This is a genomic window from Terrisporobacter vanillatitrophus, from assembly GCF_051148895.1.
In the GTDB taxonomy this organism is placed as follows: Bacteria; Bacillota; Clostridia; order Peptostreptococcales; family Peptostreptococcaceae; genus Terrisporobacter; species Terrisporobacter vanillatitrophus.
This window is the reverse complement of record NZ_CP154625.1, coordinates 2,627,828-2,652,043: the sequence shown is the minus strand read 5'-3', so window position 1 is coordinate 2,652,043 and position 24,216 is coordinate 2,627,828. Positions and strand designations below refer to the sequence as shown.

Below are 24,216 nucleotides of genomic sequence, written 5' to 3'. Positions count from 1 at the left end.
AAACATGGTAAATTTTAATATTATTTTTTCTTTTTTTATATTAATCAACTCCTAGAAAGATTTTAATAATATATAACTATAAATATTTATAAATTTACTTATAGTAATATTTACGATTGGAATTCGTATAAAATGCTAATAAATAAGTAAAATGTTATGGAATGGGGGATAATATGAGGTATCCAAAGCCTTTGAAAAAAGGAGATACAATAGGGCTAATTGCACCAGCAGGACCTTTAAGAAATATAAAAATAGAAGAAATAAAATATGAATTAAATAGATTGGGTTATCAAGTCAAAATAGGAAAGAGTTGTTATCTATCATACAAAGGATATTTAAGTGGTAAAGATAAAGATAGAGCGCTAGATTTAGAGCGAATGTTTTTAGATAAGGATATAGACGCTATTATTTGTGTTAGGGGAGGATATGGATGCGCTAGGATTCTTGATTTAATAGATTTTACTATAATTAGAGATAATCCTAAAATATTTATAGGTTTTTCTGATGTTACAGCTCTTCATATAGCTATAAATCAGCTATCTAACTTAGTAACCTATCATGGAATTATGGCAGCAAGCATAAAAAAATGGGATAATTTTACTTATGATTCATTGATAAAAGCTTTAAATTTCAAAGAAGAATTAATAATTGAAAATCCACCTAATGAAAAATTGATTTCTTTATATAAAGGTCGTTGTGAGGGTATAATAACTGGAGGAAATTTATCTGTTATTGTTTCAACGCTAGGAACTGAATATGAAATAAGCACTAAGAATAAAATAATATTTATTGAAGAAATAGGAGAGTATACTTATAAAGTTGATAAAATGTTAAATCATATTCAAATGGCGGGGAAATTTAATGATTGTAATGGAATAATATTTGGAGAATTTACAAATTGCAAAAAAGCATTTGAAAATGACGAAGTAATTTTAAATATACTTAGAGAAATTGCTATAAAAAATAAAAAACCAACTATATGTAATTTGAAATCTGGTCACTGTATACCTATGGTTACTATACCTTTAAATATGAATTGTTATCTTAACTGTAATGAAAATGAAATAAAAATAATAAAAAGCATGAATTAAGGATAGTAAACTACCCTTAAGATGATCTATTTTGAGGTGTAACCGATATTAATAAAATAGCAAAAATAAGAAAGAGACGAAATGACAAAATAATCACCACATTTCTTTTTATATTATGTATATTTAAATAAGTGTGGTATAATTCATATTAAGTACAATTTTGGCAGGAGGAATTAACATGTCTGATGATAGAATAATTGATTTTAATGAATTAAAAAATAAAGTGAAAGACAGTGATGTAGATAAATTTGAAAATTATATGTATGATTTATATTTCTCTGTGGCAGATGGAAGTATGACTATGTCTCAATTTACATCTAAAATATATGAATATATGAGAGAAAATAATATATCTCAAGAAAAGTTTTTGAAGATGCAAAATAAATTAATGGAAAGATATGGGGTAGATCCAACAGAACTAGACCAGCAAATAAGAAATCTTGGGTTAAATCCTAATAACTTAAGCTTTGATGATTTAAATAAATTTAATCCTACAAATAATACACAAAGTACAATAAATGAAATAAAAGAAAAAATAGATAATGATATAGATAAAAATTCTGATTTTTATAAAAAATACAATAAAGACTTAGAAAGTAAGGAGCTAATAATAACTTTTTTTAAGAGTGAAGTAAATGATATGAAAATTATTATTGAAAAAGAAAAAGTAACTTTAATTAGTGAAGGTTCCATAAATTTGGTAGACGCTCAACTGAACGAATTATTATTATCATACAAAAGTATTTATAATAAAAAATTAAAAATAACTATTTGTGAAAACTGTAAAGAATATGATTATTAAAATACACTTCATCAGAAGTGTATTTTTTATGAAATGTATTTACAGAAAATTTTAAATCTTATGGATTTTTTGAAAGAAGTGAAATACAATAGGGGTATAAAGGGGGAATGGAGGAATAGAAAATGATATTAACTGTAGTACAGGAAACTTTATTATTATTTTTAGCACTATTTTTAGGTATTAATCAAATTTATATTTTAGGGATACCAACGATTTTAATTATTTCATGCTTGTGTATAACGGGATTATTTTACACAGGATTCACAGAAATATTGGTGAACACTGAAACAGAAGATTGTACATTAGGAATTATAAATATTTTTCTTGGCTTTGTATTGTTAGGTATGACACTTACAAACAATATAGTAGTATAATTTGCAATTATAATAAAAAGGTGTTATTTCTTTTTGAAATAGCACCTTTTTTATTTAGTTTATAGTCATTAATATTAATCTCAAATAAATTTTCAAAGTTATTTATCAATACTTTGCAAATATATGTATTTATACATTTTGTATTTATTAAAAACTTGGGTTAAACTTCATAAAAGTACGTGAGCTTATTTGTTGATTGAAGAGAGGATATTAGGAAAATCTGTAAATATGCCATCTACATTAAGTTTTAATAGTTTTTCATATTGTTCAACCGTATTTATTGTATAACAAAGAATTTGTAAATCTCTTCTGTGGCTTTTTTTAATGAATTCTTTATCTGTAATATAATAATTAGCACTTATATAAGTACATTTGTTTTTTATAGCTTTTGAAAATATCATACTTTTAAGTCTGTATTTATAAAATTTTTCACTTATCAAATAAGACCTTGATATTTTAGGGCAAAGAGCTTTTACTTTATGAAGGCTTTTCATCCTAAAAGAAGATATAATTACCCGTCTTTCCATTTTTAAGTCCTTTACTAAGTTAATCACATTTTCTTCTAAGTTTTTATATTTTATTTTATTATTTTTTAGTTCTATGTTTATTATAAAGTTTGTCGGTTTAAATAATATAAGAACCTCTTTTAGAGTAGGTATTTTGCAGTCTTTGTTATTTTCATAATTTTTAAAATTAGAATTTAAAGATTGAAGTTCTCTTAAAGTCATATCTTTAACATAACCGGTACCATTAAATGTTCTGTCAACTTTTTCATCGTGTATAACTACAAGATGATTGTCTTTTGTTTTTTGAACATCCAGTTCAATGCCATATATGTTTAAGTTAAGACATTTCTTAAAGGCTAGCATGGTATTTTCTGGGTAAAATCCGCTTAGTCCTCTATGGGCGATTATTTTCATTATTTAAACCTCCAAACTAAATTATAAGCAACGGGATAAGCCTGCCACAAAGTAAAGACTTAAGCGTTGGCTTTATGAAGGATGGAGATTTTATTTCTGATTAGCTATTTCTTCTGCTAGATTGTTTAAATATTCCCATCTTTCATACTTATGTTCTAATTCTTTTTCTAACTTTTCTTTTTCATTCATTAGTTCTTGAAGTTTTGTAAAGTTTGTTGCAAACTTACTTGTATCTCCTTCAAGTTTTTCTATTTTTTCTTCTAATTTAGCAATATCATCATCAATAGTGTCAAACTCTCTTTGTTCATTAAAAGAGAATTTAAGTTTTTTATCGTTTTTGGGTTTTTCTTTCTTAAGTTTTTCTTCTTTTGGGATACTTTGAGCAAATTCCTCAAATTCTATTTTTTCATTTTCTCTATATACTAGATAATCACTGTAATTTCCTGTATATATATGAATTTTACCCCTACCTTCATAGGCGAATATTTTATTACAAATTCTATCAAGGAAGTATCTATCATGGGATACAGTTATAACTACACCTTTGAATTCATCTAAGTAGTCCTCAAGACGATTTAAAGTTTCTATATCTAAGTCATTTGTAGGCTCATCTAGTAAAAGAACATTAGGTGCAGACATTAAAATTCTAAGAAGATGCAATCTTCTTCTTTCTCCGCCAGATAAATTTCTAATATAAGTATACTGCATAGTTCCATCAAATAAGAATTTTTCACACATTTGAGAAGCAGTAATTTTACTTCCATCAGCAGTTGTAATGTAGTCACTTTCTTCTTTTATATAATCGATGGCTCTCATATCAGGATGCATATGTGAGTCATCTTGAGAGAAACAACCTATTTTAACTGTTTCACCTACTTCAATTTCACCACTGTCTGGTTTGATTTTACCGTCAAGTATGTTAATTAAAGTAGATTTACCTAAACCATTTTTCCCTATAATACCTATTCTGTCATGTCTAGCTAAAGTGTATTCTAAATTATCTATTACTTTTTTATCATCAAAAGTTTTAGATATATTATGAATTTCTATAATTTTGTTTCCAAGTCTTGAAGATCCTACAGAGATATCTAACTTTTCATCAATTACATCTTTATCTGCATTAACAAGTTCATCAAATCTTTGTAGCCTTGCTTTTTGTTTAGTACTACGGGCCTGTGCGCCACGTCTAACCCAAGCAAGTTCTTTTCTAAGTAGATTTTGACGTTTAAGTTCTGATGATTGTTCTAAATCAAGTCTTTCAGCTTTTTTTTCTAAGAAAACAGAGTAGTTGCCTTCATAGCTAAATAGCTTACCTTTATGTAATTCTATTATTCTATTAGTAACTCTATCTAAGAAATATCTATCGTGAGTTATCATAATTAATGAACCTTTAAATTTATTTAAATATTCTTCTAACCAGTCGATTGTATCGTTATCTAAGTGGTTAGTAGGTTCGTCTAGTATTAACAACTCACAAGGAGTAATTAAAGCAGAAGCAAGAGAAACTCTTTTTCTTTGTCCACCAGATAATTCTTTGACTTTTTGATTAAAGTCTTTTATTCCTAATTTCATAAGTACGGTTTTTGCATCACTTTCCAAATCCCATAGATTTAAATCATCCATTTTGTTTTGAAGAGAAAGTAGTGTATTATTCAATTGTTCATCATAAGTATGATTTATTTTTTCTAATATATCTTGGTACTGACCTATTAATTTCATTTCAGGAGAAGTACCTTTAAACACTTGTTCAAGAACAGTTGCTTCTTCATCGTAGTATGGATTTTGTGGAAGATATTCAATTCTAACTTTGTTAGCCTTGATTATAGTTCCAGTTTCACTTTCTTCACTACCAGCTATTATTTTTAATAAAGTAGATTTACCGGTACCATTAACACCGATAAGTCCTATTTTTTCTCCTTCATTTATACCTAGAGAAATATTATTTAATAATGTTTTTTCTGAGTAGTTTTTACTTATATTTTCTAAGCTTATTAAATTCATTTCTATCACCTTTGCATATTATCATTTATTATATTTATAGATAAAATTATAAAAAACAATGATTTTTAAATATAGCAATAATATTTTAAATCTTATTTATGTTTTTATAATTATTAGTCAAAATATAAACTTATTATAACTCAAATACATATTCATAGACTAGTTATTTTGCAAAGTTAAAATTTTTATAAATGAAAGTTTGATGTTTATTGAAAAGATATATAAAATTTATAGTATTAGGATTGAAGAATAGAATTATACAAGATATAAAAATTAGGGGTGATAAGATGAGATTTTATGTATCTCAGTTAGTAGAAACAGAAAAAATTTTACCAATACTAAGAAAATATGATGTAGGTTTGGAAGTTGTACAGTTTGCTAATCCTTATATATTAGATAATAGATATGAGATTATACATATATATATAAAAGAGCTAAAAGATTTATATAAAAATGTTGATTTAATAATTCATGGCCCATATGCAGATTTATGTCCGGCAAGTCGTGATAGCGAAATAAAAAGGATAACAAAATCTAGAATGGATCAAGCATATGAGGTGGCAAATAATTTAGGAGCAAAGAAAATTCTTTATCATAATGGATATACACCAAGGACTTATACATATGTAGAATGGAAAAGGAATGCGTGTGATTTTTGGATTGAGTTTTTAAAGGGAAAAAATAATAAGGAAATAGTTATAGAAAATGTACTAGATGAAGATTATGAGCTTTTGGATGATTTAATGAAGAAAATAAATAAAGATAATTTTTCTATTTGTATAGATATAGGTCATATAAATGCTTATTCTAAAATAAGTGTGGAAGAATGGATAAATGCTCTTTCTTATAAATTAAATCATATACATTTACATAATAATTATAAAGATAAAGATAGTCATTACGGAATAGATAAAGGAAGTATGAATGTAATAAGTATACTTAAGAAACTAAATGATATAAACAATGATATAACCGTATCTCTGGAGATTACAGATTTAGAACAGTTGAAAGAATCTTTGGATATATTAGTAAAAGAAGGCTTTGTAAAATTAAATATACAAAAATAGGTAGCTATATCTAGCTACCTATAAACTTATAAAGTTTTTTCCCACTTAGTTACATAGTCATCAAGTATTCTTCTTAAAGCTATACCAATAGTAGCATATGCTTCATCATATAGGTTAGCAAGTGAAATTCTTATAGACCATTCAGGTCCAGCAAACCCACCACCACCAAGTAAAACAATTGATGAGTCTTGGGCTAAATCAAATAATATATCTACAGGTTCGAAGTTTGCTTTCAAATATTTTGCAAATTCTAAACCGTGATTTTTTTCAGCCCATTGTAATAAATCAAATTGAGTATAATAGCAAGCATCATTTGGATCATTATTTAATTCTAAACCTAAAGAATTAAATAGCAATTGCTTACGTCTAATACATATATCCATAGTCTTTTTCTTGTATTCATTATTTCTATCTATAAGAGTAAAAGCAGAGAAGAAGGCCATTTGAACTTGCTGAGGAGTAGAAAGACCAGCAGTATGGTTTAGAGCTACTTGTCTACTGTCAGCAACTATTCTATCTATAAAAGGTACATCTTCTGGTATTGGATTCATATCAGAGTATCTTTTATTTGTTCTCTTTCTTATAGAATAAGGTAATTCTTTTATTAATTTATCAAATACATTTTCTTCATGTAAAGCAATAGTACCAAGTCTCCAACCTGTTACACCAAAGTATTTTGAATAAGAGTAAGTTCCTATGGTATTGTATGGTAAGTCTGCCATTAGGGATCTAAACCCTGGAACAAAAGTACCATATACATCATCAGAAATAATAATTAAATTAGGATTATGATTATTAACTATATCTACTATTTTTGATATGGATTTATCACATATGGCTACTGAAGGTGGATTACTTGGATTAACTACAAACAATGCTTTTATATCTGAATCTGCTAATTTTTCTAATTCTTTTTGTGAACATTGCCAAGTATGCTCACCTTTTTCATCAACTTCATCAGAGTTTATATATACAACTTCAAACTCGTATCTTGGAAGATGAGGAATTTCTAAGTAAGGTGTAAATACTGGAGTCATTATGGCAATTTTATCTCCTTTAAGAAGTAGGTTATTTGCTATTAATGAATCAAATATATAACACATGGCAGCAGTGGCACCTTCCACAGCAAACACATTAAAGTCGCCACCTTTTTCTAAGTCATATTTCATTTCTGCTTTTAGATATTCTTTAACTATTTTTTCTATATGAACAAGCATTCTGTCAGGAAAAGGATAGTTATCTCCAATTATTGCATCAGTTAATTCTTGTAAAAAATGGTCAGCATCAAATTCTAAATCATTGATACCATAATCTATAATTTCTTTCAAAGTATTTATGCCTGGCATATAAGCATTTTCTTCAATGAATTTACAAAAACGATTGTATACTCCTGTTTTTTTAGGTATTCCAGTTAAATCACCATTATCCCAAGAGTGTCTACTTTCTGTTACGGCAAAATGACCAAAAGTAAAAAATGCTTCTCTAGGTGTGGCAGCAACCCAGTTTGGATTTCCACGACCAGCATCAAGTAAAGTTCTAGTACTTTTCCTATTTGATATGGTAGCAAGTTCTATAAGTTTATTTTTGAACTCAAAAGGACTTATTTGGCCATATATATTTTCTAATTCTTGTCTATTAAGATTTACACCCGTCATTAAAAGATTCCTCCCTATATATTCATAATAAATTTTGTCATTTATATTATGTCATTAATATTTGAAATTTACTTATCTCAGGTTGAGTTTAATAAGTAAAGCTAAATATCTAATATAATTATAACATATAAGGTGTATTACTTGAAAGTATTTAATATAAAAAGATATATTAAAAAATACAAACTTATTATAAAGTAGCAATCTGTTTATTAGAATGAGTAAAAATAAAATAATACTATTATTATGAATTGAATTTTATAATGTGTTTTTTATTATTAGGGATCTTATGTAAAAAAATTATATATAAAAAATGCGTAAGTTGTGAACTTTACGCATTTTTCGTATGTAATGAAATTATAATTTATTTATAGTCTAATTCTTTTATAGTTTCACCTATAATTTTAATTCCCTTTTCTATATCTTCATCAGATAATCGAGACAAACCTAATCTAAGGGTATTTTCACCTTTATTATCAATATAAAATAAATCACCAGGCATAAAGATTACATCTTTTTTATAGCATTCATTAAGAAGTTTTCGAGTATTTAAATTTTTAAAAACTAAAAACAAATGAAGCCCTCCATCGCCTAATATATAGTCACATTCTATGTATTTTTCAACACAGAGTTTGGCAAAGTTAAATTTATCCCCATAAAACTTTCTAGTCTTTTTTATATATTTTTCGAAAGCTCCATTTTGTAAATAATCATATAATATACCTTGATCCAAGAAAGAAACATGTATAGTAGTGCATCTTTTTACACTTCCTAATCTATCTATAAGATTTTTATCACATAAAATCCATCCTATTCGAAGTCCAGGAAATAATATTTTAGAAAAACTGCCAATATAAATTACACCATTGTTATTGTTATCTAAAGAACAAATAGGGAATATATGGGAAGAAGAATAGAGAAGTTCTTCGTTGAATCCATCTTCAATAATTGGTATATTATTTTTTTTCATTAAATTGTAAAATTTGTATCTATTTTCTGGAGACATAACCATACCAGTAGGATTATGATAAGAAGGAGTAATATAAGAAAATTTTATTTTATTTTTATATTTTTTCAACTTCATATCTAAGTCTTTAAAATCAAGACCATTTGAGTCCATATTTATGGGAATAATATTAAGTCCATAGGATTTCATTATTTTAATAGAGGTATTATGCGTAGGGTTTTCACAAAATATATAATCACCTTTATTAGTTAGTGTTGAGATTATAAGGTTTAATCCTTCTGTAAAACCATTGACTATGAGAATATCTTTATTTGTTGTGTTTACACCTTTTTTGTTCATATATCTATGTAAATAGTCTATTAATGGCTTATATCCCTGGGCATAACCATAGTTTAGTAACTTGTGACCTTCCAAATTAAATCTATTTAAAAAAGATTTTTTTAATTCTTCCATATCAAATAAATCGCCATCAGGAGATATACTTTTAAAAGAAATTTGACCAGATTTCCATCGTATTTCACTTTTTATAATATCCATGTTGTTGGCAGTTTTCATATAATCATTTTCAAAGTTTTTGTAATTTATATCCCAATTACTATTACTGATACTATTATCGCTATTCACAAAAGTTCCTTTTCCAGAAATAGAATAAATAGTACCATCAGACTTTAACTCTTCATAAGCTGATACAATAGAGTTTCTACTTACATTTAAAAGCAAACTAAGCTCCCTTGTGGAAGGAAGCTTAGAATTGTGAGGAAGAAGTCCTTTAGAAATCATTTCTTCCAAATACTTTTTTATCTGAATATATATTGGTTCATTTTCATTAATTGTTAAATCGGAGAATAACAAATTATCACCTCTAAGCTTTATTTATATAAAGTAATTATATTAAATAAACTTATTTTAGTCTAGGTTATTATTTTATTGATGTCTCCATTATTTTGTCTACTAGCTGGCTATAAGATAAGCCTTTAGCATTAGCACTTCTTGGGATTAAACTTGTAGTTGTCATTCCTGGAAGGGTGTTTAGTTCAAGAACATAGAATTTTCCATTTGATAATATGAAATCTACTCTTACATAAGCTCTACAGTAGAATATATCCCAAACTGTTTTAGACGCCTTATCAATTTGTTCTTGCAATTCATCGTCTAGATAGACTATTTCTTCTTTTGCTGCGTTAGCACCCGTTGAATATTTTGCTTCATAGTCAAAGAAACCTGTAGTACTTGATATTTTTATCGTTGGATAAATTTCACCATCTAAAACGAAAGAAGTGTATTCATCACCTGGTAGATATTGTTCTATCATTACTACAGTATCAACTTCTAAACCAGCTTTTACAGCAGCCTCAACATCTTCTTTTCTTTCAACTTTGAAAGTAGCAACAGAAGAACCACCACTATTTGGTTTTATAAAAACTGGATATCCCATTTCTTCTATTTTGTCATAGTCTATATCATCTATTGATTTTGCTATAGTCCAATCTGCAGTTGGAACACCAGAATCTCTTAACATTTTTTTAGTAATGTTTTTGTCCATACACATGGCAGAAGTTAAAGGTCCACATCCAGAATAAGGAATATCCATAGATTCTAATATTGCTTGTATAGTACCATCTTCACCGTACTTACCATGTAACATTAAGAATGCAAACTCAATACCTTCTGGCATTTTATTTATAACATCCATTTTATTGTTTAAAATTATTTCATGTACTTCATATTTATCTCTATCTAAAGCATTAAGAACAGATCTCCCTGAATTTAAAGAAACTTCTCTTTCTGTAGAAATTCCACCCATTAAAACAGCCACTTTTTTCTTCATAATTAACAACTCCTTAATATATCTCGTGTACAAACAGCACAAGATTAATTTCAATTAATTTATTTTTTGCCACTAATATTAGGATTTAACCAAGCAAATGATTTCCAATAAAATTATTTTAGTAGCATATTTATTTTTTATAGTAACAATTATATGCTTAAGTAGTTAAATATGAAAGTACCACAGGTTATTAAATTTTTAAATATGGTGGTTTATGGCAAGGGAAAATAGTGCTATTATCATTAATATAAGTATAAATATATAATAATTAGCTATTATTGTGCTTTTATATATAGTAAGCTATACTTTATCTTATTTACTAAAGAGATATTGTAGTTTAAATAATAATTAAGAAGGTGATATTAATGAAAGCAGAAATTATTACTGTAGGTACTGAAATACTTTTAGGAGATATCCTAAACACAAATACTCATTATTTATCTAATGAATTGGCAAATATGGGAGTTGATGTATATTATCAAATAACTGTAGGAGATAATGAAAATAGGTTGCTAAACCAGTTGGAAGAAAGTTTTAAAAGAAGTGACTTAGTAGTATTAACTGGAGGGCTGGGTCCAACAGAAGACGATCTTACAAAAGAAGTCTGTGCTAAATATTTTGACCTAGAAATGGAATTTCACCAGCCTTCATGGGATAAAATTATAGAAATACATAATAAAATGAAAAGAATACCAACTGAAAATAATAAAAAGCAGGCTTATTTTCCAGTAAATTCTATTATACTACCGAATGAACATGGTACAGCACCAGGATGTATTATGGAAAAAGATAATAAAACTATAATTGTAATGCCAGGACCTCCAAGAGAAATGAAACCTATGTTTGATAACTTTGTCAAACCATTTTTACAAAAAAATAGTGAAGACATACTTAAGTCAAAAGTTATCAGAATTATTGGTGTGGGAGAAGCAAAGGTGGAAAATGATTTACTAGATTTGATTCAAAAGCAAATAAATCCTACTATAGCAACTTATGCAAAGGATGGAGAGTGCACTGTAAGAATAACAGCAAAGGGGAAAACTGTTGAAGAAGTAGAAAAATTAATTTTACCAGTAGCTAAAGAAATTAAAAATAGATTTAAGGAAACTGTATATGGGGAAGACGAAACTACAATAGAAGATGAAGTTGCAAAATTTCTAGTAAAAAATAACTTGACTATATCAGTAGCAGAATCTTGTACAGGAGGAATGGTATCTTCTTCTCTAATAAATTATCCTGGTATATCTTCAGTATTTATGGAAGGTTGCGTAACTTATTCCAATGAAGCAAAAATGAAGAGTTTAAATGTAAGAGAGGAAACGCTGAACTCTGTAGGTGCAGTTAGTGAGCAGTGTGCAAGAGAAATGGCAGAAGGAGTTGCTGCAAGACATAATACAAATATTGGATTATCTACAACAGGCATAGCAGGTCCAGAAGGTGGCAGTGATGAAAAACCTGTAGGACTTGTATATATGGGCATTAAAATAAATAATAAAACTATTGTAAAAAAATACATATTCAATGGAGATAGACAACAAATTAGATACAGAGCGTGTAAAACTTTGTTGAACGACTTAAGATTAGAATTATTAAATACGATATAGATTTTAGGAGGCAAAATGATAAGACATATATTTTGTGACTTAGATGGAACACTTTACAATAATGGAATTAGTGATGAAGATATAAAAGCCATAGAGGACATAGAAAAAGAAGGTGTAATATTCCATGTGGCAACAGGAAGAGTTTTTAAACAGGCATATAATATGTTAAGTGAAAAAATGCAGCTAAATGGATATTTTATTTGTGAAAATGGTTCTTTTATTTTTGATAAAAATAAAAACTTAATATTTAAAGAGCCCATAGATGATTATTTGGTGAGAAAAATTATAAATAGATTTGAATCAGATTTAGCTTATCTTTATTTAAAATATAATGGAGATATTATTTTGAGTGGAGGAGAAGAAGTTTTTAGTAATTATACTAAGGATTATATTTTAGATAAACAAATGTTTAAAAAAGAAAAGTTTGACAACTTAGTAGGAAATGTAGGTATAGTATCAAATAATATGGATGAACTTAAAAGATTGGAGTATTATTACAAAAGTGAATTTAGTGAAGTTTGTGATATTTACTTATCGGGGCCTTATACCCTGAATATAGTTCCTAATCACGTATCTAAACGTCATGGAATAGAGCATATTTGTGAAAAATATAATATAAACTTGAATGAAATAGCAACTATGGGAGATTCGCCTAATGATATATGTATGTTAAAAGATATAAAGTATAGTTTTGCAATGGATAAATCAAATAAAGATGTTAAAGAAAGTGCATCTTATATAGTTAATAGCGTTAGAGATGGAATAGAAAAAATTAAAAAAATAAATAGGACTAAATAATAGTCCTATTTATTTTATACACAATTTTCTAATGTGTAAGAATTTGCTGTGTTAGCCAAGATTGAGTCAAGAACATGATTTACAATCATGCTACAAACATATGATGAAAACTTTAAATCAGTTTCATAGCTAATTTGACAAGATTTATATTTTTTGTATAAGCTATGAAAGAATTCTTCCACATTATAATCAATTTTATAATTTAAATCACAATTAGAAAAATCCATGTCTTTAGCATAGGAAGCTAGCTCTTTTTCATAGATAACATGTTTATTCATGCTATGAGTAAATTCCCAACGTTCGCTATGAGGAGTAGTGAAAAAGTCGCATAAAAAATGACAAATAACACCTAACTCTTGACTTAGCTTACTTATGGAAAAATATTTTTTTAAAGAATCTAAAGTTAAGTGACATAGATATTTTATTTTTTCAAGAACCATAGATAGAGACTCATCTAAATAATGCTTATTCAGTACATATTTTGAAGAAATATCTGGTTTAATGTTACCATAAATAAAATTCTTTTCACTTAAAAAGAAAGATTTATTTGATTCTAGTTTATCTAATACAGATTTAGATATAATAAAATGTGTGTTTATTAACATTGATTCACCTCATAAGTTTTGTGTATAGCTAAACAATATATATGAATTTTCTAAATTTTTGCTCATAATAACTATCTATTAAATAATAGCAAGAATGAAAAAAAATTTCAATATGATAATGATTCCAATTGAAAATTATTACTACGAATTAAGGAGAGGAAGAAATGAAAAAAGTATTAGTTTTATTAGCAGATGGATTTGAAGAGATAGAAGCACTTTCAGTAGTTGATGTACTTAGAAGAGGTAATATTGATTGCAAAATGTGTTCTATTAAAGATGAGTATGTGAAAGGAACTCATAATATAGTAGTACAATCTGATTGTAATATTAAAGATATTGATAGCAATGATTATGACGCTGTGGTACTTCCTGGGGGGTTACCAGGAGCAGAAAATCTAAAAGCGAACTGTGTAAAAGAATTAATTACTAATATGAATAAAAATAAAAAAATCGTTGCTGCAATTTGTGCTGCACCAGAAACATTAGAATACTTTAATGTACTTGAGGGTAAAAAATGTACGTCTTACCCTGGTTTTATACAAGATAAAGAAAAGGTTAATTATGTAGAAGATGAGGCTGTAGTAATAGATGATAATATAATAACTAGTAGAGGACCAGCAACTGCCTTAACTTTTGCTCTAACAATATTAGAAGAGCTAGGATGTATAAATGAAATGGAAGATATAAAGGAAGGAATGCTAGTAAATTTTTATAATAAATTTGCTAAATAACAGGAGTTAAAATGAAGTATAGAAATTATAATGAGATGAATTCTTATAAGAATTTAAAAATAGACTGCAGTAAATGCTTTGGTTTTTGTTGTGTAGCCTTATATTTTTCTACAATGGATAATTTTCCAGAAGATAAAATTGCAGGACAACCTTGTAAAAATCTTAAAAAAGACTTTACTTGTAAAATACATAAAGACTTAAGTAAAAATAATCTTAAGGGATGTATTAACTATGATTGTTTTGGAGCAGGTCAAAAAGTTGCTCAACATATATATGAAAATATAAACTGGCAAAATTCACCACAAAAATCACAAGAAATGTATGATGTTTTTATAGTAGTAAAAAATTTACAAGAAATGATTTGGTATTTATATGACAGTTTTACTTTTACAGAAAATGAAGATATGAGAAAAAGAATAAATCAGATGATAAAAGAGACCCAAAGTCTTACAAAACTTTGTGCAAGTGAAATATTAAAAATTAATGTTGAAGAACATAGAACAAAAGTAAATTATTTATTAAAAGAAGTTAGAGAAAATGTAATAAAAAAAATAAGCTCTAAAAGAAAAAAGGATGAACCCTTAGGTTTTGATTTTATAGGAAAAGACCTTAGAAATAAAGACTTAATAGGATCAAATTTGATAGGTGCGCTTTTAATAGGATCAAATCTGCAAAATATGGATTTAAGTGGAGCAATTGTTATTGGCTCAGATATGAGGGATGCAGATATTAGGGGATGTAATTTAGAAAATACAATGTATCTTACTCAGTCTCAAATAAATAGTGCAAGAGGAAATTCCAAAACAAAATTACCTATATTTATAGAAAGACCTGCATATTGGGAAAAATAGATAAAGAAAAATGTCAGCTTAGTCTGGCATTTTCTTTATCTAAGGGAAGTTTTATTAATATAACATTAAAATGTAATGGATTTAGAAATAAAAGTATATTATACTTTTACCAAAAGATAATTAGAAATCTAATAAAATGGTGGTGTGGAATATGAAGCTATCTAAAAAAGTTAATAATATGGATGGGTCTGGTATTAGAAAAATAGCCAACTTATCATCAAAATATGATGATAAAATTTCCTTTACCATAGGAGAACCAGATTTTACAGCCAGTGATGACGTTGTCAAAGAAGCATATAAAGCAATGAGAGAGGGCAAAACGAAATACACTTCAAATGAGGGTATAATTGAGCTAAGAGAAGCTATATGTAAAGACTTACACTTGGAACTAGGAATAGATTATGATCCAAATAGAGAGATTATTATTACAGTAGGAGGTATGGGATCTCTTTATATTGCATTTTTAGCAATTTTAGATGAAGGAGATGAAGTTATTGTAAGTAATCCATATTGGTCAAACTACACAGATATTATAGAGATGTGTGGTGGAATACCAGTACCTGTAAATGTAAAAGAAGAAGATAATTTTATCTACAATCCAGAAGATATTAAAAAGGCAATAAGTGAAAAAACTAGAGCAATAATAATTAATTCCCCAGCAAATCCTACAGGAGGAATAGCAAGTAAAGAAACATTGAAAGAAATTGCAGATATTTGCAAAAATCATAATCTTATAGTAGTTTCTGATGAAGTATATAGAAGTATTATATTTGATAATCACAAACATACAAGTATAGCTTCTATTGAAGGAATGAAAGAAAGGACGATAGTAGTAAATAGTTTTTCAAAAGAATATGCAATGACAGGATGGAGGTTAGGATATAGTGCAGCGCCTGCACAATTAGTTGACGCCATGTGTAAGTTACAAGAAAATATTGTAGGATGCGCAGTTGAATCTAATCAATATGCAGGGGTAAAAGCTTTGCTATCGGCTAAAAATTATTCCAAAGCTATGACAGAGGAATATGAAAAAAGAAGAAACTATATTATTAAAAGAATGGAAAATATGGATAAAATAAGTTGTATAAAACCTAAAGGAACTTTTTATGCATTTATAAACATAAAGAATACGAGACTTTCTTCTGAAGAATTTGCTATAAGGCTTTTAAATGAAAAACAAGTAGCAGTGGTTCCAGGGAATGCTTTTGGTAGTGGAGGGGAAGGTTATATAAGGCTTTCTTTTGCAACTAGTATGGAAAATATAAAAAAAGGATTTGATAGAATAGAAGAATTTTTAGAAAGTCTATAATAAAAAACCTGATTCTCAGTGATTAAAGAATCAGGTTTTTTATTATAGACCATGCTTTCTAATAAGTCTACTAGCTTTAGACTGAGATATATTTAAGCATTTGGCAACCTTATATGAACTTTTATAATGCTTATAGGTTTTAGATATAATCTCTTTTTCGTAGGATTCCATTAAAGTATCAAAATCATGTTCATTAAATAAATCTTCATTATCTTCTATATTGTAATCAAAGTTATAGTTGAATATATCTTTTGGAAGGTTTTTTTCAGTAATAACATGATTAGTAGATGTTAATACAAGTTTTTGTATAATATTTTGAAGTTCTCTAATGTTTCCAGGAAAATTATAACAGGAAATTAGTTTTATAGCATCTTTGGTAATTATTTTATTTATATTAAATTCGAAGCAGTACTTATTAAAATAATGTTTTATTAATTCAACCAGATTGTCCTTTCTATCTCTAAGAGGAGGTATTTTTAATTGAATAACATTCAATCTGTAGTAAAGATCTTGCCTAAATGTTTTTTCCTCTACCTTTTTTAATAAATCGCAGTTTGTAGCAGATATAATTCTAATATCTACATTTTTCTCTTTCATACCTCCTACGGGCGTGAAGGTTTTTTCTTGAATTAATTGAAGAAACTTTGCTTGAAGGCTTGGAGGAATCTCCCCAATTTCATCTAAAAATAAAGTCCCACCTTGAGCTAGCTCTACAAGACCAGCCTTTCCTTTAGTTGAAGCGCCTGTAAAAGCACCTGGTACATATCCAAATAATTCGGATTCAAGAAGTTCTGGTGATATTGTTGCGCAGTTAATTGTTATAAAAGGTTTATCAGATCTTCTACTATTTTTATGTATATATCTGGCTAATGAACTTTTTCCAGTACCAGACTCACCAAGTAATAAGACTATAACATTTGTTTTTGAAATTTGATTTACTGTATTCATTATAGGTTTCATAACACTTCCTGTAAGAATAATATCAGTTTCTATTTTAAGAGTAGTTCTATAAATATTTTCAATTTCATTTTTGTACTTATTGACTTCATTTTGTGTGTCTGTTAACTTATTTTTTATTTGGTTAAGTTCTGTAATGTCTCTAGTGTTTTCAACTATAAATTCAATATCACCCTTATCATCAAATATGGGAGTAGCAGTTAATACAAGTTTTTTACCTGTATTGGTAAATTGCTCCATGGAACTGGTTTTTTTTGTTATTAAAACTTGAGGTATAGCCCCTACTGTGGAATAACCTTTTTCAGATAAAAGCTTAACATTTTTGCCAAGCATTTCTTCTTTTTTTATTCCATAGTTTTTTTCAAATGCTTTATTACAATAAATTAGATTCCCTCTATTGTCAGCAACGCAAATTTCATCATGGGATGCATCCATGACCTTTTTATAAAAATCTTCTTTGAATTTCAAAGTTATCCCCCTTTTTTTGAATAAGTCATTTTTAACTTAATATCTTATTTGATTTTTATTATAGTGCAAACAAGTCATAAACAACTTAATTATATTGAAATAATAAGTTAAAATCAACTTGTTTTATTAAATTACTTATTTTAAATATAAAAAAAAAGTAAAACTATATAAATATAATAAAAGAGAATGGCTAAGTTTCAAGTGTTTTATTAAAGTAAATAAATATTGAAAAGTTGGCATGTTATTTGCTATAACGAATATTGGAATCAAAAGATAGATTATTAAGTTTCAAATGGAGGAAAAGAAAGATGGGTTATTTACACATATTACTAGCAGGTCTTTTTTGGTCTAGTATAGGATTATTTACAACAAACTTAAGCAAGGTAGGATTATCAACAGAAGAAATAAGTTTTTTAAGACTTTCAATGGGGTGTATTATATTAGTTTTGTACGCAATTATAAAAAATCCAAGTTTATTAAAAATATCAAAAAAAGGACTAATTTATTCAATAATTATAGGGTTATTTTGCCAAGGATTATTTAACTACTGCTATGTAAATTCAATAAAAAGTACAGGAAGTGCAGTAGCAGCTGTATTGCTTTATACTTCACCAATATTTATTGCAATTTTTTCTAAAATTATATATAAAGAGAAAATCAATAAAATGAAGTTATTATCTTTAGGTATATGTGTAGTGGCAGCTATACTTGCTGTTACAGGAGGAAGTTTAGATTTACAAAACATAAGTACATTCGGAATTATAAGTGGAATTATGGCAGCGATTCTTTATTCGTTAATGCCAATAATAAGTAAAAATATATTAGATGAAGTAAATAATTTAACAATGATGATTTATTCATTTTTGACAGGAGCATTACTTCTTGTAAGTAGAGTAAATTTTGTTAGAGTTGGAGCTAGTGTAGGAGATATATCTATAGCTTTAAATATAATAGGATTTGGATTATTTTCAGGAGTTCTTGCTTACATTTGTTATACAAGTGGCGTGAAAAGTGGAATAGAGCTTTCAGTTGCTGGTGTAATAGCATCAATAGAATTAGTATTTGCACAAATAATTGGATGGATAATCATGGGAGAGTCATTCAATACTGTAAAAATAATTGGAGTTTGCTTAATGATGGTTTCTACCATAGTAGCTCTTAAAAGTGTTACTAAAATACCGTCTGAAAGTGAAGCAAGTCTTGATTTAGACCTTAGAAAGGTTGCAAGTCAAGCATAACATTGCCCTTTAAAATTTATAATTATAAATTATAAAAAAGCCCCTCATAAATAATTTTACGAAGGGTTTTTTTTATGTGAAAATTTATTATTTTGAAGATAAGTACTTTATACCTTGATAAGAATTTCTTGATTTCAGAGTATCATCAATAGCATTTAGTACTTCCCATTTTTTCAAAGACCAAAGAGGACCTACTAAATCTTCCTTTTTCCCATCACCTGTTAGTCTATGGATTATCATTTCAGGTGGAAGAATTTCTAACTGATCACAAACGAGATTTACATACTCTTCCTGTGTCATTAACGTCATCATATTTTTTTCTAACATTTTAGCCATTGGAGTATCTTTTATAACATGAAGCAAATGAATTTTTATTCCATGAACATTTAAATCAGCCACAGCCTTAGCTGTTTCCATCATCATATTATGATCCTCTCCAGGAAGACCATTAATAATGTGAACTACAATATTTATATTTTTAGCTTTTAACTTTTTTACTCCTTCTATGAAGGTTTCATAATCATGACCTCTATTTATGATTTTTGAAGTAGAGTCATGAATAGTTTGAAGACCTAACTCTACCCATAGATTAGTTCTTTTATTTAATTCACCTAAATATTCAACTACATCATCTTCTAAACAGTCTGGACGAGTAGAAATAGAAAGTCCTACCACATCATCTTGTTCTAAGATAGTTTCGTATTTTTCTTTTAAAACCTCTAGAGGTGCATAAGTATTTGTATAAGCTTGGAAGTATCCAATATACTTAGCACTTGGCCATTTTTTAAGCATCATCTCTTTAATTTCTTTAAACTGTTTTATCAAATCATCTTTTGGATTTCCCGCAAAATCTCCAGACCCTTCTTTGGAACAGTAGGTACATCCACCATAAGCTACTTTCCCATCTATATTTGGGCAAGAGAATCCTGCATTTATAGAAACCTTAAATATTTTTTCACCAAATGTATTTCTAAGATAGTAATTCCAAGTATGATATCTTTTATTGTCATCAAAAGCATATTTGAACTTTGTCATTTTATCACCTTTTTCTTATGATTTATACCTAGTTATATTAACATAAATTTTTATTATATACAAATTTGTATAAAATAATTGATTACGAAAATGAAATTTTTTTAAATGAATAAAGTTTAAGTTTATTAATACAATTTACTAGTGATAAAATCAAGGGGGGATACTATGGAGAGAAGCGATGATAATAATGATATTATAAGAAAAGCACGCCAAAAGGCAAATCATGAGAAAGAAGAAAAGGAAAAGTTAACAGAAGAAAATTTGGATGACAACAAGTTAGAAATTCATAATAATATGGAAAATATTGATGAACAAAAAGCTGAAGAACTAGAGAGTAAAATTGTAATGGAAGAAGGTAATTATGAAGAAGATGAAGGTTTTAATGACAAAGAATATGTAAATAGTGAAGAATTAGAAAATATTAAAGAAGAAATAATAGAAGAAATAGAATACACAATAAATGATGTAGAAAAGAAAAAGAAGATTTATATTGGAATTGCATGTTTTTTTGTAATAATTACAATAATGTATTTTGGTGCTAAAAGATACGACTTTTTAGTTTATCCAGATATAACATTGTATGAAGAAGATGTTTCAAAACTAAATGAAAAACAATTAAATACAAAGGTAAACATTTTAGCAAATGATATTAATAACAATAGAATTATCATAAAATTAGATGATAAGGAATATGAAATTTTAGTATCTCATATAATTGATAAATTAGATGTAAAAAAAGTTGAAAATGATATAATGAATTATGGTAAAGATAAATCATTTATAGAACAATTTGGTTTAATATATTTAAGCGTAAAAAGGAATTGTAATTTTGATATAAAAATTAATAATGAAGCTTTACAAGAAGAAGTTAATAAAATTTATGATGATACTCATGTAGCAGCTATTGAACCAACACTTAAAATGAATGGAGACAAACTAAATATAATAAAAGGTGAAAATGGTAAAAGCATTGATGAAACAAATTTAATAAATAAAATAACAGAAAAAATAAATAGTAATGAAGTTGGAAAAAGTAATATAGTTATTGAAGAAGAATATAAAACAATTAAACCTAAAATTAATAATCAAAATCTTGAAGGGGTAGATTATAAAATTTCTTCTGCAACAACATACTTTGGTGGAACTGGTTATAGTAGAGGACTGAATATTGCTAATGCAGCAAGTAAAATTGATAAAACAATATTAATGCCTGGGGAAGAATTTTCTTATGAAGATAAAGTTAGCCCTGTGGAACTTAGTAATGGTTATTACATGGCTCCAGTTATAATAAATGGAACTCATAAAGATGCTCCGGGAGGCGGAGTTTGTCAAGTTTCTACAACATTGTATAATGCACAATTAAAAGCAGGTATTCTTCCAACAGAAAGATATAATCATTCAAAGTCTGTACCCTATGTGCAACGAGGATTAGATGCAACTTTAGCAACAGGAAGTAAAAACTTAAGATTCAAAAATTCTTATGATTATCCAATTTATATTCATGCTTATACAGTTGGAGGTCAAATTACAGTGGAATTTTGGTCAAATGAAAGTGTTTTAGGTGGGAAAAAATATACTCCTGTAAGTTTTGTGAAAGGAAATGTGGCAAATACTTATCTTTATGGGTATAATAATAAAGGAGAATTAATATATAAAAAATATATCGATACAAGTATTTATAAATAAAATATATTAACTTCGAAAGATAACGTACATACAAAAGAAAAGTGAGCAAAGGAGATTATGATATGAAATTATTTTTAGACACAGCAAATGTGGAAGATATTAAAAAAGTTAATGATATGGGTGTAATATGTGGTGTAACTACGAACCCATCTCTAATAGCGAAAGAAGGAAGAGACTTTACAGAAGTAGTTAGAGAAATTGCTTCAATAGTTGATGGACCAATAAGTGGAGAAGTAAATAGTGATGATGCTGAAGGTATTATAGCAGAAGCGATGGAAATAGTAAAAATTCACAAAAACATGGTTGTTAAAATACCAATGACTGCAGAAGGATTAAAAGCTGTAAAAGTATTAGCTTTACAAGGAATAAAAACTAATGTTACTTTAATATTCTCAGCAAATCAAGCATTACTTGCAGCAAGAGCTGGAGCAACTTATGTATCACCTTTCTTAGGAAGATTAGACGATATATCAACTAATGGAATGGATTTAATAAGAACTGTGTCAGAAATGTTTGATATTCATGGAATAGAAACAGAAATAATAGCTGCAAGTGTTAGACATCCAGTTCATGTTACTGATGCAGCATTAGCTGGATCTCATATAGCAACAGTGCCTGCTAAGCTTGTATATCAAATGTTAAATCATCCTTTAACTGATCAAGGAATTGAAAAGTTTAAAAAAGATTGGGAAGATGCTTTTGGAAATAAATAAATAAAAAACTCATGGAGTTAGTAATATAATTTCATGAGTTTTTTATTTTAAGTTGAAGGCTTAGTTAAAAAAAGAAGAACATTACTATGATCATATTAAATAATAATAATTTTAAAAGGAAGTTTTGTTTATTATATGGAATTTTATAATAAATAACTATAATAAGGAAGGTAAAAACCATATATGAAAGAAATAACCTATTCTTTGTGCAAAGAAAATTATAATTCAAATTTATTTTATGAAAAATTATCAAGTTTTACATTGGATATTGAAAAAAATATATCTTATACTTGTGAGAAATATGTAAAAGACTTTATCAACTTTTTAGAAAAAAATCATATGGAAAATATAAGAACAAATTCAGAATATTATTTGGAAATATTAATGATAGGGGTTTTATGGAAAAACTATATAAATAGAGCAGTAAATCTTCAAAGAATACCTAAGCAGATTTTAATAATTTTATCTTATTTAAGAAAATATGACATTATAAAGAATAGTGTTGATAAAAAGAGAGGTATGATGGAAACATATTTTCTGAATATAGAAGATAATAAACAAATTGAACCAAATATAAATAATTTTAGCAAGTTAATTGGATATTTAAATGCAATTGGTGATTTTAAGGAAGAAGTTAAAAGATTAGAGTCATGGGAAAAATATTTTATAATTAGAGGAGAAGATGAAGCTAAGAAAATAATTTTGTCGTCTTTAGAAATAGAGGATATATTTGAGCATAAAGCTAAAATAGAATTAGGTGTTTATACAGAAAATGTAGATAAATTTTTAATTTTAGCAGAAGAAAAATATAAATACAGAGAAGACTATATTACATGTAGAAAAAAAGAAGTAGAGTACCATCTAAACATGGTAGGAGCAGAAATAATGAATAAATCTTATAGAAAACTGTTTATTAAATCAAAAGAAAAAAGGTTATTGCTTCCATCATGTATGAGAGCTCACAATGAAAATTATTGTAAAGCAAAAAAAACTAAAAACGGATATATATGTGCTCATTGTACAAAATCATGTAATATAAATAGATATGATAAACTAGGTAAAGATTATAATTTTAAAGTTTATATAATTCCTCATGAATCAGATATTACTATTAAAACGAAGTTTCAATATGGTGATATAGGAATAGTTGGTGTTGCCTGTGTTCTTAACTTAATATCAGGTGGACTTAAAGCAAAACGTTTAGGATTTGTTCCTCAATGTGTATTTTTAGATTATTGTGGATGTAGGTATCACTGGAATGATGGGGGAATAATGACGGATATTAATGAAGATAAATTGCTAAATACATTAGGAGTAGATAATATAAATATTTAAGGAGGTTAAAAGAAGACCTCCTTTTTTATGGAGAATGTCTATAGATTTGTGTAAATAGACTTATTTATTAATTGATATTACTGGAAATTACTTATTCCAGTAATATTTTTTTATTTGATTGGAATACTAATAATGGTATTTTATACATTTTTATTATGTGTCTAATTTAGGACAATATACACTA

The 24,216-nt window shown here is 27.2% G+C and carries 21 protein-coding genes; 13 read left to right on the top strand and 8 right to left on the bottom strand.

The window, feature by feature from the left end:
• Window positions 1–173 precede the first annotated feature (173 nt).
• The 3 genes from TVTCOM_RS13200 (at window position 174) to TVTCOM_RS13190 (ending at window position 2,267) form a co-directional block, all read left to right on the top strand.
• Window positions 174–1,091 (top strand): S66 peptidase family protein, encoded by a 918-nt coding sequence (locus tag TVTCOM_RS13200; protein ID WP_434796736.1) that lies wholly within the window; start codon window positions 174–176, stop codon window positions 1,089–1,091.
• A 178-nt stretch (window positions 1,092–1,269) separates the two neighbouring features.
• Window positions 1,270–1,893 (top strand): DUF3867 family protein, encoded by a 624-nt coding sequence (locus TVTCOM_RS13195; RefSeq protein WP_434796735.1) that lies wholly within the window; start codon window positions 1,270–1,272, stop codon window positions 1,891–1,893.
• 122 nt (window positions 1,894–2,015) lie between these two features.
• Window positions 2,016–2,267: a hypothetical protein gene (locus TVTCOM_RS13190; protein WP_434796734.1), complete on the top strand. Its 252-nt coding sequence runs from the start codon at window positions 2,016–2,018 to the stop codon at window positions 2,265–2,267.
• A gap of 185 nt (window positions 2,268–2,452) precedes the next feature.
• Here the strand turns inward: TVTCOM_RS13190 and TVTCOM_RS13185 are convergent, their stop codons facing one another.
• Window positions 2,453–3,187 (bottom strand): glycerophosphodiester phosphodiesterase, encoded by a 735-nt coding sequence (locus tag TVTCOM_RS13185; RefSeq protein WP_434796733.1) that lies wholly within the window; start codon window positions 3,185–3,187, stop codon window positions 2,453–2,455.
• Between the two features lie 90 nt (window positions 3,188–3,277).
• The gene (locus TVTCOM_RS13180; RefSeq protein ID WP_434796732.1) at window positions 3,278–5,188 is read right to left on the bottom strand and encodes an ABC-F family ATP-binding cassette domain-containing protein; all 1,911 of its coding nucleotides are present in this window, start codon (window positions 5,186–5,188) and stop codon (window positions 3,278–3,280) included.
• A 287-nt stretch (window positions 5,189–5,475) separates the two neighbouring features.
• Here TVTCOM_RS13180 and TVTCOM_RS13175 point away from each other — a divergent pair, with 287 nt between their 5' ends.
• On the top strand, window positions 5,476–6,255 hold the full coding sequence (locus TVTCOM_RS13175; protein WP_434796731.1) for a sugar phosphate isomerase/epimerase family protein: 780 nt from the start codon (window positions 5,476–5,478) through the stop codon (window positions 6,253–6,255).
• A gap of 26 nt (window positions 6,256–6,281) precedes the next feature.
• On the opposite strand, the gene aspD is transcribed toward TVTCOM_RS13175, so the two are convergent.
• The 3 genes from aspD to TVTCOM_RS13160 form a co-directional block, all read right to left on the bottom strand.
• Window positions 6,282–7,910 (bottom strand): aspartate 4-decarboxylase, encoded by a 1,629-nt coding sequence (gene aspD, locus TVTCOM_RS13170; RefSeq protein WP_434796730.1) that lies wholly within the window; start codon window positions 7,908–7,910, stop codon window positions 6,282–6,284.
• A 361-nt stretch (window positions 7,911–8,271) separates the two neighbouring features.
• On the bottom strand, window positions 8,272–9,726 hold the full coding sequence (locus tag TVTCOM_RS13165) for a PLP-dependent aminotransferase family protein (RefSeq protein ID WP_434796729.1): 1,455 nt from the start codon (window positions 9,724–9,726) through the stop codon (window positions 8,272–8,274).
• Between the two features lie 67 nt (window positions 9,727–9,793).
• Window positions 9,794–10,702, bottom strand: coding sequence for a D-alanine--D-alanine ligase (locus TVTCOM_RS13160; protein ID WP_434796728.1), 909 nt, complete (start codon window positions 10,700–10,702; stop codon window positions 9,794–9,796).
• 365 nt (window positions 10,703–11,067) lie between these two features.
• On the opposite strand from TVTCOM_RS13160, the gene TVTCOM_RS13155 reads away from it, so the two are divergent.
• Entirely contained in the window at window positions 11,068–12,306 is a 1,239-nt protein-coding gene (locus TVTCOM_RS13155; RefSeq protein WP_434796727.1) for a competence/damage-inducible protein A, read from the top strand.
• A 15-nt stretch (window positions 12,307–12,321) separates the two neighbouring features.
• Window positions 12,322–13,104, top strand: coding sequence for a Cof-type HAD-IIB family hydrolase (locus TVTCOM_RS13150; protein WP_434796726.1), 783 nt, complete (start codon window positions 12,322–12,324; stop codon window positions 13,102–13,104).
• Window positions 13,105–13,118: 14 nt separating this feature from the next.
• On the opposite strand, the gene TVTCOM_RS13145 is transcribed toward TVTCOM_RS13150, so the two are convergent.
• Window positions 13,119–13,709: a zinc dependent phospholipase C family protein gene (locus tag TVTCOM_RS13145; protein ID WP_434796725.1), complete on the bottom strand. Its 591-nt coding sequence runs from the start codon at window positions 13,707–13,709 to the stop codon at window positions 13,119–13,121.
• A 164-nt stretch (window positions 13,710–13,873) separates the two neighbouring features.
• Between TVTCOM_RS13145 and TVTCOM_RS13140 the strand changes: the two genes are divergently transcribed.
• The 3 genes from TVTCOM_RS13140 to TVTCOM_RS13130 all read left to right on the top strand — a co-directional run bounded on the left by TVTCOM_RS13140 (window position 13,874) and on the right by TVTCOM_RS13130 (window position 16,600).
• Window positions 13,874–14,440, top strand: a complete 567-nt coding sequence (locus tag TVTCOM_RS13140; protein WP_434796724.1) for a DJ-1 family glyoxalase III — start codon at window positions 13,874–13,876, stop codon at window positions 14,438–14,440.
• Between the two features lie 11 nt (window positions 14,441–14,451).
• A complete protein-coding gene (locus TVTCOM_RS13135; protein WP_434796723.1) occupies window positions 14,452–15,291 on the top strand; it encodes a pentapeptide repeat-containing protein in 840 nt (279 codons plus the stop codon).
• Window positions 15,292–15,442: 151 nt separating this feature from the next.
• The gene (locus TVTCOM_RS13130; protein ID WP_434796722.1) at window positions 15,443–16,600 is read left to right on the top strand and encodes a pyridoxal phosphate-dependent aminotransferase; all 1,158 of its coding nucleotides are present in this window, start codon (window positions 15,443–15,445) and stop codon (window positions 16,598–16,600) included.
• A 42-nt stretch (window positions 16,601–16,642) separates the two neighbouring features.
• On the opposite strand, the gene TVTCOM_RS13125 is transcribed toward TVTCOM_RS13130, so the two are convergent.
• Window positions 16,643–18,025, bottom strand: a complete 1,383-nt coding sequence (locus tag TVTCOM_RS13125; protein ID WP_434796721.1) for a sigma-54 interaction domain-containing protein — start codon at window positions 18,023–18,025, stop codon at window positions 16,643–16,645.
• Window positions 18,026–18,333: 308 nt separating this feature from the next.
• On the opposite strand from TVTCOM_RS13125, the gene TVTCOM_RS13120 reads away from it, so the two are divergent.
• Window positions 18,334–19,263, top strand: coding sequence for a DMT family transporter (locus tag TVTCOM_RS13120; protein ID WP_434796720.1), 930 nt, complete (start codon window positions 18,334–18,336; stop codon window positions 19,261–19,263).
• Window positions 19,264–19,350: 87 nt separating this feature from the next.
• On the opposite strand, the gene TVTCOM_RS13115 is transcribed toward TVTCOM_RS13120, so the two are convergent.
• Window positions 19,351–20,298: a TIGR01212 family radical SAM protein gene (locus TVTCOM_RS13115; protein ID WP_434796719.1), complete on the bottom strand. Its 948-nt coding sequence runs from the start codon at window positions 20,296–20,298 to the stop codon at window positions 19,351–19,353.
• Window positions 20,299–20,463: 165 nt separating this feature from the next.
• Here TVTCOM_RS13115 and TVTCOM_RS13110 point away from each other — a divergent pair, with 165 nt between their 5' ends.
• The 3 genes from TVTCOM_RS13110 to TVTCOM_RS13100 all read left to right on the top strand — a co-directional run bounded on the left by TVTCOM_RS13110 (window position 20,464) and on the right by TVTCOM_RS13100 (window position 24,032).
• On the top strand, window positions 20,464–21,984 hold the full coding sequence (locus TVTCOM_RS13110; protein ID WP_434796718.1) for a VanW family protein: 1,521 nt from the start codon (window positions 20,464–20,466) through the stop codon (window positions 21,982–21,984).
• A 62-nt stretch (window positions 21,985–22,046) separates the two neighbouring features.
• Window positions 22,047–22,697, top strand: a complete 651-nt coding sequence (gene fsa, locus TVTCOM_RS13105) for a fructose-6-phosphate aldolase (RefSeq protein WP_434796717.1) — start codon at window positions 22,047–22,049, stop codon at window positions 22,695–22,697.
• 183 nt (window positions 22,698–22,880) lie between these two features.
• Window positions 22,881–24,032, top strand: coding sequence for a DUF116 domain-containing protein (locus TVTCOM_RS13100; RefSeq protein ID WP_434796716.1), 1,152 nt, complete (start codon window positions 22,881–22,883; stop codon window positions 24,030–24,032).
• Window positions 24,033–24,216: the final 184 nt, after the last annotated feature.